Origin of the sequence: Pannonibacter phragmitetus DSM 14782 (assembly GCF_000382365.1) — a bacterium.
In the GTDB taxonomy this organism is placed as follows: Bacteria; Pseudomonadota; Alphaproteobacteria; order Rhizobiales; family Stappiaceae; genus Pannonibacter; species Pannonibacter phragmitetus.
Genome location: NZ_KB908239.1, coordinates 22,305 through 34,376 on the forward strand (window position 1 = coordinate 22,305; position 12,072 = coordinate 34,376).

At 62.0% G+C, this 12,072-nt stretch carries 5 protein-coding genes; 3 read left to right on the forward strand and 2 right to left on the reverse strand.

The features are described 5' to 3' along the window. The first annotated feature begins 188 nt into the window (after window positions 1-188). Entirely contained in the window at window positions 189-8,615 is an 8,427-nt protein-coding gene (locus H163_RS0121290) for a glycoside hydrolase family 94 protein (RefSeq protein WP_019966644.1), read from the forward strand. A gap of 45 nt (window positions 8,616-8,660) precedes the next feature. Here the strand turns inward: H163_RS0121290 and H163_RS0121295 are convergent, their stop codons facing one another. Continuing rightward, window positions 8,661-9,827 carry a hypothetical protein gene (locus tag H163_RS0121295; RefSeq protein ID WP_019966645.1) on the reverse strand — a complete coding sequence of 389 codons (1,167 nt, stop codon included), beginning with the start codon at window positions 9,825-9,827 and terminating at the stop codon, window positions 8,661-8,663. Window positions 9,828-10,023: 196 nt separating this feature from the next. Here H163_RS0121295 and H163_RS0121300 point away from each other — a divergent pair, with 196 nt between their 5' ends. Continuing rightward, window positions 10,024-10,857, forward strand: a complete 834-nt coding sequence (locus H163_RS0121300) for an IS5 family transposase (protein ID WP_026356160.1) — start codon at window positions 10,024-10,026, stop codon at window positions 10,855-10,857. 193 nt (window positions 10,858-11,050) lie between these two features. On the opposite strand, the gene H163_RS24135 is transcribed toward H163_RS0121300, so the two are convergent. After that, window positions 11,051-11,772, reverse strand: a protein-coding gene (locus H163_RS24135) for an IS5 family transposase (RefSeq protein WP_425594384.1) whose coding sequence is annotated in 2 segments (ribosomal slippage) — window positions 11,051-11,487 and window positions 11,487-11,772 — 723 coding nt in all. Because the reading frame shifts where the segments join, the coding sequence is not laid out codon by codon here. Window positions 11,773-11,839: 67 nt separating this feature from the next. Between H163_RS24135 and H163_RS0121310 the strand changes: the two genes are divergently transcribed. After that, on the forward strand, window positions 11,840-12,072 hold a 233-nt coding region (locus H163_RS0121310), incomplete at its 3' end, for a hypothetical protein (RefSeq protein WP_019965748.1).

The following is a 12,072-nucleotide window of genomic DNA, read 5'->3' on the forward strand; positions in this document are numbered from 1 at the left end:
AAATGGAAGTCGATGACACGCCGTGTACGGCCCGACTGGCCGAACCCGGCCTGCAGTGCATCACCTCCTCCGCCGCCGGATGCTCAGGACCAGTCGCCGCCCTCCGTAAACGGAAGAGCTGCGGGAACGGTGGAACAGGTTGCGCGGCCTGACCTGCCGCAGTTCAAGTGACTGCCGGCCAGACAGGATTGCGGTGGCGGGCCCGGTTTGAACGGGCAACCGGTATCCGGCCCCCCGTCGCAACGCCCTGGCAGGACACGGCTGCCATCCGCTCGGAGCTTTTCGGCACCGAGCGGCTTGAGCACCATGCGCTCACGCTTGCGATGGCTCAAACCGTCACGGATCAGCCCGCTCAAGGCGGGCGAGAACTGGCCAGACGTGTCAGCGAAAACGCAAGCTTCCTGCTCGGAGCCTACAAGGCCTGTGCTCTGAACCTGCAAGAAGGGCGGGCAATTTCGCCGGCGGCAGAATGGCTTCTGGACAATTTTCATCTCGTCGAAGAGCAATTCCGCCAGGTCGCGGACGATCTGCCTCATGACTATTACAGGCAATTGCCCAAGCTGTCGGCCGGCCCCTTCGCAGGCTATCCAAGGGTGCTGGGTCTGGCATGGGCCTATGTTGCCCATACGGACAGCCTGCTGTGCAGCCCTGTCCTCGCACTGTTTGTCAAGTCCTATCAAAAGGTCAGTCCTCTGACCATAGGCGAGCTTTGGGCTGTCGCAATCACCTTGCGCATCGTCCTCATAGAGAACATGCGGCGTCTCGCGCAGGAAATCACCCGGGGCAGCGACCTGCGCAAGACGGCAGATGACATCGTCGACAGGATCTGGGCCGCAAAGCGCAACGGATCACAAGCGACTGTGCGTGAGTTCCTGGCTGCAACAGCCGGACTTGAGGACACGCTCCTGGATGAGATCATAGCCGCCCAGATCGCCAAGCGCCTCCGCGGTTTTGATCCGGCAGAGACCCCTTTGCATGTATGGCTGGAGGACAGGCTCCGCAGTCAGGGATCATCCATTGAGACCGTGGTTCAGAATGCCCAGCTGCGGCAGGGAGCCACCAGCGTCACGATGCGCAATATCGTGACCAGCATGCGCTTGGCATCGGAAATGGACTGGGCCAGCTTTGTCGAGGATGTCAGCCTGATCGACGCACACCTGCGGGCCAGTTCCGGTTTCGCCGGAATGGATTTCGCCACGCGGAACGCCTATCGTACGGCAATCGAGATTCTGTCGCGCGGATCGCCCCTGAGCGAGATCGAAGTCACTGGCGCGGCACTCGATTTCACCGCCCATGACGGGAGCGGTGAAGCTGGCGACCCTGGCCCTGCCCTGATCGGGACAAGGCGCAGGGAATTCGAAAAGACATTGGGCTTCAGGCCTTCCCTCCCAGTGAGGCTGGGCCGGATGCTGGCAAGCCTTGGTCTTGCCGGCTATCTGGGCGCCATCGCGCTGGCAACAGCTGGCGTTCTTGCTGCAGCGCTCTGGGCCGTCGGCACGAGCGGGCTGGCCGTCTTGGTGCTCGCAGTCACGGGCCTTGCTGCCGCCTCCGAGGCAGGAACGGCACTCGTCAATCTGGCAGTCACCCGGACCGTCCGGCCAAAGCTCTTGCCGGGCCTCGACCTGACAGCGGGCATTCCGCCGCATCTGCGCACTCTCGTTGCCGTGCCGGTGCTGCTTTCTCACAAGAGCGATCTGCTGGATCAGATCGGGCGGCTGGAAGTGCATCACCTGTCAAGCCCCGGCGGATCCCTGCATTATGCACTCCTGTCCGATGGTCCGGATGCGCAGACACGCACGGTACCTCAGGATGCTGAGCTGATCGCGGAAGCGCAGGCCGGAATAAAACGGCTGAATACACTTTACCCATCCAGCGAAGGAGACCGTTTTTTCCTGCTGCACCGCCATCGTCTCTGGAACCCGCAGGAAGGCGTCTGGATGGGATGGGAGCGCAAGCGGGGAAAGCTTGAGGAACTGAACAGACTGCTGCGGGGCGGAACCGGTACAAGCTTCCTGCCGGGGGCGTCCGTGCCGCAGGATGTCCGGTTCGTCATCACCCTCGACGCGGACACGCGCCTGTTGCGGGACACCGTGGCCAGCCTGATCGGCAAGATGGCACATCCCATGAACCGCGCCGTCCTTGACCCCGGCCAGCGGCGGGTCACGGCGGGCTACGGCATATTACAGCCAGGCGTCACGCCAGCTCTTCCTGCAGGCACGCACGGTTCCCTGTTCCAGCAGGTCTTTTCCAGTCCGGGCGGGATAGATCCCTATGCCAGCGCCACTTCAAACGTCTATCAGGATCTGTTCGGCGAAGGTTCCTTCACCGGAAAGGGAATCTATGATGTGGATGCCTTTACTGGCAGTCTGGCCGGACGGGTGCCTGAAAACACGATGCTCAGCCACGACCTGTTCGAGGGGATTTTTGCCCGCGCCGGACTTGCTTCGGATATCGAGCTCGTTGAGGACTTCCCGGTGCGCTACGACGTTGCCATCCGCCGTCAGCACCGGTGGACACGCGGGGACTGGCAGCTTCTACCCTGGCTGCTTGGAATAGGCAGGGGTAGAGACAGCACTGTCCCAGCTACCGGCCGCTGGAAGATGACCGATAATCTGCGCCGGGCAGTCGTGGCTCCATTTTCGCTGGCCTCGCTGTTTGCAGGCTGGCTGCTGCCGCTGCCTGCCGCAATTTCCTGGAACGCTGCGATACTGACCATGCTGGCGGTGCCGCAGCTGACAGGCCTGCCGTTTGCAATCCTGCCGGGACGCGCCGGGATCACGTCGCGCAGTCACTTCGCTGCCCTGCGGCAGGACGCCCGCACGGCAGTCCTGCAGATTGCGCTGGGCGCCGCGTTTCTTGCTGATACCGCCTGGCAAATGACGGATGCCTGTGGCCGGACACTTGTCCGGCTTGGACTGACCCGGAAGCACCTCCTGCAATGGGTGACAGCTGCCGACGCCGGTGCCAGTGCGCGCCCGGGATATGCAGCGCAATACCGCAACATGGCGGGCGGGCTGGTACTTGGGCTTAGTGCAAGCGGTGCCGCTCTCGCCCTCAATCCACTGGCGTGGCCGGCTGTGGTTCTGTTCGCGCTTGCGTGGCTGGCTGCTCCGGCACTGGCCTACCGTGTCAGCCGCCCGTTTGTTCCCCCTCCGGAAGTCCCGCTCTCCCCTGACGATGCACTTGCATTGCGCCTCATCGCGCGCAGGACCTGGCGTTATTTCGAGAGGTTCGTGACCGCGGCAGACAATTTTCTTCCACCCGACAATTTCCAGGAGACACCGAAACCTACCGTCTTTCACCGCACCTCACCTACCAACATCGGGCTTTATCTGCTGTCGGTCACCGCCGCGCGCGACTTTGGCTGGACCGGTCAGACCGCAGCCATCGTCAGGCTCGAACAGACCTTGCAATCGATCAAACGGCTGCCCCAGTTCAGGGGGCATCTTTTCAACTGGTACGAAACCCGCGAATTGCGTGTTCTCGATCCCGCTTACGTGTCTTCAGTCGACAGCGGGAACCTCGCCGGACATCTGATCGCGGTGGCTCAGGCCTGCCGGGAATGGCGCACGGTCCCTCTCGCCGCCTCCAGCAGGCATGCAGGGGTCGCCGATGCTCTGACACTGGCACGGCAGGCGTTGACGCCGAAAATCTCCGGTCTCGCGGCGCTGCTGGACAAGCTGGCGGCAGGCAACACCGCCCATCATCCGTTCGAGGCCCTGTTACCGCTTGCCCGCGAAGCGGCGGATCTGGCGCTGGCCAGTTACGGACCGGATCATGAGCTTGCATTCTGGTGCTGCGCGGCAAGGGACTGCATCGCCGGACACATGGATGACGTTTGGGAAATCAGCTCCGCAAGACTTCATGCGCTTGAAGAGCTTTTCCGCCGCCTCGCCATGGATATGGATTTCCGCTTTCTGTTCAATCCGGAAAAGAAGCTTCTTTCCATTGGTTTTTCTGTCACCACCAACAGTCTCGACCCCAGTTGCTACGATCTTCTAGCGTCCGAAGCGAGGCTGGCCAGCCTCTTTGCCATAGCAAAGGGGGATGTGGAAACACGGCACTGGTTCCGGCTTGGCCGGGCCGCGACGCCGGCCGGCGCAAGTTCCGCGCTGATTTCCTGGTCAGGCAGCATGTTCGAATACCTCATGCCGTCACTGATCATGCGGGCGCCTTCAGGTTCCGTGCTGGAACAGACCAGCCGCCTGATCGTGGCACGTCAGCAAGACTATGGGCATGCAAACGCCATCCCTTGGGGCATCTCGGAATCGTCCTTCAATTCCCGCGATCTGGAAATGACGTACCAGTACTCGAACTTCGGAGTGCCGGGGTTGGGATTGAAGCGGGGCCTGAGCGCAAACCGGGTCGTCGCACCTTACGCAACTGCACTTGCCGCCATGGTCGATTCAACGGCTGCGCTGAGGAATTTCGGAAGGCTGGCGGCTATCGGTGCGCAAGGGCGCTACGGCTTCTACGAGGCGGTGGACTTCACCCCTTCACGCCTGCCCGCCGGAGCCCATCATGCCATCGTACGCAGTTTCATGGCACATCATCAGGGAATGACAATTACTGCAATCGCCAACACGCTTCAAAATGGACGCCTGCGCACGAGGTTTCACAACGAGCCGGTAATCCAGGCCGCAGAACTGCTGCTGCAGGAACGGATGCCACGCGACGCAAGATCCGCTCCACCACGCGCCGGGGATGTTCCTGTTACGGCGCTCAACACCTCCGCTGCCCCCGCCGTACGCCATTTCGATGCTCCTGGGGACGGGCCGCCAACCGGCCACATGCTGTCGAATGGAAGTTATGGCGTGATGCTGACCCCCACAGGCGGCGGCTACAGTTGCTGGCGCGGCCTTGCCATCACCCGCTGGCGTGCCGATCCGTCACAATCGACCCTTGGTTCCTTCATCTTCGTGCGTGATGTGAAGTCGGGCGGGTTGTGGTCTGCAGCAATCCAGCCTACAGGCGCTGATCCGGGCCGCCACTCCGCCACCTTCAGTGAGCATAAGGCATCATTTGTCCATAAGGGCCGGCGGTTGAGCACGACCACTGAAGTCGTGGTCTCGGCCGAGGACGATGCAGAAGCCCGCCGCGTCACACTGACAAACACAGGCCGGCACCCGCGCGAGATCGAGCTGACGTCCTACAACGAGCTTGTGCTGGCCCCGGCCGCCGCCGATCTTGCGCATCCGGCGTTTTCCAAGCTCTTCGTGGTGACAGGCTTCCTGCCTGAACTGGACGTGGTCATCGCAACCCGGCGCCGGCGTGATCCCGCCGATCCCGAGGTCTGGAGCGCGCATATTGCCGTGGTCGAGGGACAGGAGACAGCCCCCCTCCAGCATGAGACAGACAGGGCGCAGTTTATCGGCCGCGGACGCAGCATCAGGGATGCGGCAATGGCAGGTGCCCCGCTGTCCGGCACCACCGGCGCCGTACTAGACCCGATATTCTCGCTCCGCCGCCGCATCACAGTGCCACCTGGCGGCATGGCGCGGGTCAGCTTCTGGACACTGGCCGCCAGCACGCCGGAAGCCCTTCTGGATCTGGTTGACCGCCACCGTGACCCATCCGCCTTCGAACGTGCTGCGACCCTGTCCTGGACACAGGCGCAGGTGCAGTTGCGCCATCTGGGCGTGACACCGGCAGCTGCAGCTGATTTCCAGCGCCTTGGCGGCATGATCCTGCGGGGAGATGCAAGCCTGAGGGCAACGCGGAGCCAGATCGAGGCCGGGATGGGGCAGCGTTCCAGGCTGTGGCCCCTCGGCATTTCCGGTGATCTGCCGATCGTCCTGTTCCAGATCAGCGAAACCGAAGACGTTGCCGCCCTGCACGAAGTTCTGGCCGCCCATGAATACCTGCGGATGCGGCAACTGGATTTCGATCTGGTGATCATAAACGAGCACGCGCCATCCTATTATCAGGACATGCAAGCTGTGATCGATGATGCCGTGCGCTCGGCACAGGCCCGTCCCCGCAGCGGCAGGAACAAGGGCCCCGCCCACGGTGCCATCCACACGTTGCGCACCACCCTGGTGTCGCCCGGTGCCCATGCCATCCTGCTGGCTGCCGCGCATGTGGTTCTTATCGCCGGCAGGGGCAGCATTGGCGATCAGATCGATGCTCTGACACCTGAAACGAAACGCCCCTTGCTCCCTTCATTCAAAGGCGGGGCGGCAGAGGAGGCAACCACAGTTCCAACGCCGGAACTGGAGTACTTCAATGGCCTGGGCGGTTTTGCCGAAGATGGCCGGGAGTATGTGACGGTCCTGCGCCATGGGCAAACCACCCCTGCCCCCTGGATCAACGTGATCGCCAACCCCTCTTTCGGTTTTCAGGTCTCAGCCGAAGGCAGCGGCCATGTCTGGTCCGGCAACAGCCGGGAGAACCAGCTGACGGCATGGTCAAACGACCCGGTCTGCGACCCTGCAAGCGAAGCGCTCTATCTTTATGATCTCGACAGTGGCGCGCTCTGGACACCAACCGCGCTGCCGGTCCGGGGCAAAGGCACCTACATCGCCCGGCACGGTTTCGGCTACAGCCGGTTTGAACATGCAGAGCGCGGGATTGAAGCAGACATGTTGCAGTTCGTGCCGGTGGATGACCCGGTCAAGATCACCTGGCTGACCTTGCGCAACACCGGCAAAACCGTGCGCAGACTGTCTGTCACAGCCTATGCAGAATGGGTGCTCGGCACGTCACGCAGTACAACGGCAGCCGGCATCGTGACCATGAAGGACCCGGAAACCGGCGCAATCTTTGCCCGCAATCCCCATGCCACCGGTTTTGCGGACAGGGTGGCCTTTGCCGATCTGGGCAGCGGAACAGCGAGCCTGACCGCAGACCGAAGCGAAGTTCTCGGCAAAGGCGGCGATATGGCCGCGCCGGCCGGCATTGGAGCGGCGCGTTTCTCGGGGCGCACCGGCCCGGCACTCGATCCCTGTGCCGCATTGCAGCGTCTGGTGGCGCTGGAGCCGGGCGGAACAGCGACCGTGGTCTTCCTGTTTGGGCAGGCCGAAACGGAACAGGCCGCACGCAGCTTGATCCTGCGGCACCGTAGCAACGATCCGGCCAGAACCCTGAGCATCGTCCGCCAGCACTGGAACGATCTTCTGACCTCCGTTCAGGTCACATCGCCGGATCGGTCCATGGACATCCTGCTGAACGGTTGGCTGCTTTATCAGACGCTGGCCTGCCGGATCTGGGCGCGGTCGGGCTTCTACCAGGCAAGCGGAGCCTACGGCTTTCGCGACCAGTTGCAGGACGGCATGTCCCTGACTGCGCTGCGCCCGGAAATAACGCGCGCCCATCTTCTGCGGGCGGCAGGCCGGCAGTTTCCGGAGGGCGATGTCCAGCACTGGTGGCTGCCTCATTCCGGGCAAGGTGTCCGCACGCGGATTTCGGATGACCGGATCTGGCTGGGCTACTGCGCCGCGCAATATGCGAGCGTAACGGGTGACACCTCCATCCTTGACGAGCAGGTCCCGTTCCTTGAAGGCCCTGCCCTGCAGCCTGACGCGCATGACGCGTTCTTCCAGCCGGCCGTTTCCGCGTCCACCGCCAGCCTGTTCGAGCACTGCGCCCGAGGCTTGGACCTCGCCATCGAACTGACAGGCACCAATGGTATGCCCCTGATCGGCTCAGGCGACTGGAACGACGGCATGAACCGGGTTGGCGCGCAAGGCAAGGGCACCAGTGTCTGGCTGGGGTGGCTGCTGATTGCCGCCATCGACCGGATGACGCCGTTTGCAGGTGAACGTAACCCTGCCCGCGCAGCCCGCTGGCACAGCCATCGCACTGCCCTGTTACAGGCGATTGAACGGGACGGCTGGGATGGGGCATGGTACCGGCGCGGCACATTCGACGACGGCACGCCCCTGGGCTCGGCAGCGTCAGACGAGTGCCAGATCGACAGCATTGCCCAATCCTGGGCAGTCCTGTCCGGCGCCGCCAACCCGCAGCGCGCCGCCACCGCCATGGCCAGCATGACCCAACGTCTGGTCCAGCCCGGACCGGGCCTCGCCCTGCTGTTCACCCCGCCATTCGACAGCACACCGCGGGATCCCGGCTACATCAAGGGCTATCCGCCGGGCCTGCGCGAAAATGGCGGCCAGTACAGCCATGCTGCCATGTGGGCCATCCTGGCACAATGCGGGCTGGGAAACGGGGATGCGGCAGGTGAACTGTTCTCGCTCGTAAACCCGGTCAACCATGCCCTGACCCCTGAGGCGGTTGAACGTTACAAGACCGAACCCTATGCCGTGGCCGCTGACGTCTATGCCAATCCCCAGCACACGGGCCGCGGCGGCTGGACCTGGTATACCGGCTCGGCTGCGTGGATGCACCGTGCCGGTATCGAAGGTATTCTGGGGCTGACATGGTCAGGACCGGATCTGTTGCTGAACCCCTGCTTTCCCAAACATTGGCCGCAGCTGAAAGCGGTTGTCCGCCTCAGGGAAAGCTCCCTCACGATCTCAATAGACAACCCCAACCAGACCGGCCACGGCATCCAGTCGGCAAGGTTGAATGGCGAAGCCCTGACGGTTGCCGGGCAGAAGCTCCGGATCCCCATGCCGAAGGGCGAGCACAGCCTGGACGTCACCATGACCTGAGCTGGCAACCCAGGGCAAACCCGAGCTCCTGAATTGGGCGCTGGGTCACTCGGCGGCGTCCAACTCGCCATCCAACGAGACGACTTCAATCACCGGGTCTTGGAACTCAGGCAGGTTAGATTTCGCAGGAGCCATCCATGACGGCACTTTTCCTGCGGCCTCGCCGGCTTCTAAATGGTTGGCGACTTCGGCAAATGGATGACGGAAGAAGTGCTGGTTGAGAGCGTCGGCAAGGGCCTTTTCCTTGCCCGCCCTCGCCAGCGCGAGAACTGCATCGCCGCTCTTCCAGTCAATCTTCGCCTTTACGCGGCGGACCTGCTCATCTTTCAGCTTCGCGAGCGCATCAGGTGCGATGCTGCCACTCGTCCAGATTTCAAAGCGCTGCTCTGCCTCGCGTAAATACCCGTGCTGAGCGTAGTGAGCGCGGAATGTGGGAATCTTCGCGAGCCATTCCTCCACCTCCGCCAGACTCAACACACCGCCCGGCTCCTTACCTTTGCATTCAATGGCAGTGACGAGTGCGTTCTGGTTGGTAATCGTTTGAACGTCGATATCCGCTGTCTTCCCGGTGCTCGGATCTTTGGCGGTGACGCCCATATCCATCGTCATGGCTGTGCGCCTTGCAAGATAACCCGCCACCATCTCGAACAGGATGCCCCGGAGGTTCTTGTTGCGCCCTTCGATATCGAACAGGTTGTTCAACAGCATGGTGAGGCGTTCGGGGCTCGATGACGCATATTTCGCGGCATTCTTGAGCACTTCGCAGAGCGAGACGATTGCCTCCCCGACACGCTTCCCGAACAGGTCTTTGGGGGTTGCCAGCATAACGCCCGCCGCATGTCCTGCGGCCATTGCTTCGCCTGTGAAGCCTTCTGCGACGATGATCGACAGAATGCCGATATCCTTAAAGCTGGCTTTGAGAACGCGAGCTTTGCGGATGAAAAACTGAATCTCATGGACGGTCAAAATGCCTTCGGCGAAAACGTCCGCCACAACGAAGCCCGGTTTGCTTGCCGATCCCTGCAACGGTAGAAGATAGCTCGGCCCGGCAAGATCGAATGCGAAAGGCCCGATCGGCTTCAAATCTTCGTCGCCCCGAATTCGGATAGCGTTGTAGCTCGCGAGGCCAATTTTTCGGCACCATTCGCGTAGGCCATCCAGCAAGACGCGTTCCGTAATGTCCCGCGCCCGCATGGCCGCGGTTGTGCCCATGGCCAAGCTCGGAGCCGTGTGGAAACAGCGGCCATATCCCTGGTCGTGGAATTCCTTGAGGAAGCCGGACTTTATGAGACGGCTGGCGACCGTATCAGCCGGGACTTGCCCGGTCTTAGAGGCTGCCTCAAAAAGAGGTGGGTGATTTCAACAGGTTATGATTCCTTCGGATTTGCGAGATTCGATGGAGTTCACAATGGCCTGGACCAAAATCACCCGCCGGCACTATGCCCGGCGAACGGCACGCTACGCAAGCGATATGACGGATCGGGAATGGGGGCTGGTTCAACCGTTCCTACCAATGCCGCGCCGCCTGGGGCGTCCTCGTACGACCGACTTGCGAGAGGTGGTGAATGCGCTGCTTTACATCGCCACGACCGGTTGCCAATGGCGAATGCTGCCGAAGGATTTTCCGCCCTGCTCGACCGTCCAGCGCTATTTCTATGAATGGCGGGCATTAGGGCTGTGGTCGCGCATCAACCATCATCTGGTAATGGAGGCCCGCGAACTGGAGGGCAGAGAGGCCTCTCCGACGGCCGGTGTCATCGACAGCCAGAGCGTCAAAACCACGGAAAGCGGCGGTATCCGGGGCTATGACGCGGGGAAGAAAATCAAAGGCCGCAAACGTCATATCATCGTCGATACGCTTGGTCTGATGGTCGGCCTCATGGTGCACAGCGCTGATGTCCAGGATCGCGATGGTGCTCCCGATCTCCTGAAATCCATTCGCTACAGGTGGCCATGGCTGCTGCACGTCTTCGCCGATGGTGGTTACGCGGGCGGCAAGCTGAAGCGGCGGCTGAAGAAGATCGGGCGCTGGACGGTCGAGATCATCAAGCGCTCGGACAAGGCGAAAGGCTTCGAAGTCCTCCCGCGCCGCTGGGTCGTCGAACGCACCTTCGCCTGGCTCGGCAGATGCCGCAGACTGGCAAAGGATGTCGAAAAGTCCATCGCCTCATCAGAGGCTTGGATCATGATCGCCCACCTGCGCCTGATCACCAGGCGGCTTGTAAGGTACCGATATCGTTGAAGGCTTTTCGAGTCCGACTCTTAGGCCTGACCGTCGCACCGCTTACAACGGCGAATTGCTCGGCAGGAATCATGCCGCCCCGAGCGATCACCCCGTCGATAGCCGCTGCCGTAATCGAATTGGTTTCGCGAAGATCGCGCAGGAAATTTTGCCAGAACCGTTCGCCATTTCGCTCCTTCTCTAGGCCGTCGACTCATAAACTCTGACACCAGATCCTCGCTGAGATGAGTTTGACAGCAGCGAGATAATTTTCCGGGCGCTTGTCGTAGCGGGTTGCGATACCTCGAAACTGTTTGATCTTGTTGAAGAATCTCTCCACGAGGTTTCGTTGCCTGTAAACCCACCGCGAGAACGAGAAGGAGCCCTTGCGGTTTGCCTTCGGCGGGATGTTGGCCCAGGCACCACGTCCGGCCGCCTTGGCTCGGATGGCATTGGTGTCATAGCCCTTGTCAGCAAGCAGGATATCACCTTCGCCGAGGTCGTCTGTCAGCGCGCCGGCTTCAGTGCAGTCAGCAATCTGGCCGCCGGTCAGACGGAGTGCGACTGGCCGGCCTTCGGCATCGACGAGCGCGTGGATTTTGCTCGTAAGCCCGCCACGGGAACGTCCCATGCCACCATCGTCTCGAGCCCCTTTTTTCCCGTGGCCGCGTGCTGGTGAACGCGAACACAGGTGGAATCGATCATGACGATATCACCATCATAAGCCTCGGAAACCGCTTCGAGAAGCCGATCCCAGACCCCGGCCTTCCTCCATCGGACAAAGCGGTTATAGCAGGTGGTTGGTGGCCCGTAACGCTCGGGAATCTCCGCCCAGGGCGAACCTGTCCGGAACCGCCAGAGGATGCCGTTCAGGACCCGCCGGTCATCAGCACGAGGAACGCCCCGTGGCTTGTTGGGCAACAGGGGCGAAATAATTGACCATTCGTGGTCCGTGAACCGTCCTGGCTTTCCAGGAGGCTCCTATTTGTGAGAAGGAGCTGAGATGAGCGCTACAAGGAACAAGTTTTCGGGTGAGTTTCGCGACCGTGCCGTGCGGATGGTGGCGGAGCATCGTGGGGATTACCCGTCGGAGTGGGCGGCGCTGACCTCGATTGCTGGCAAGATCGGCTGCACGAGCGAGACGCTGCGCCGCTGGTGCCGGGAGGAGGCTGGCCGACGAGCGGGGCCAGAGGCGCAGGCCGTCAACGACCGGGACCGGGTCAAGGCATTGGAGCG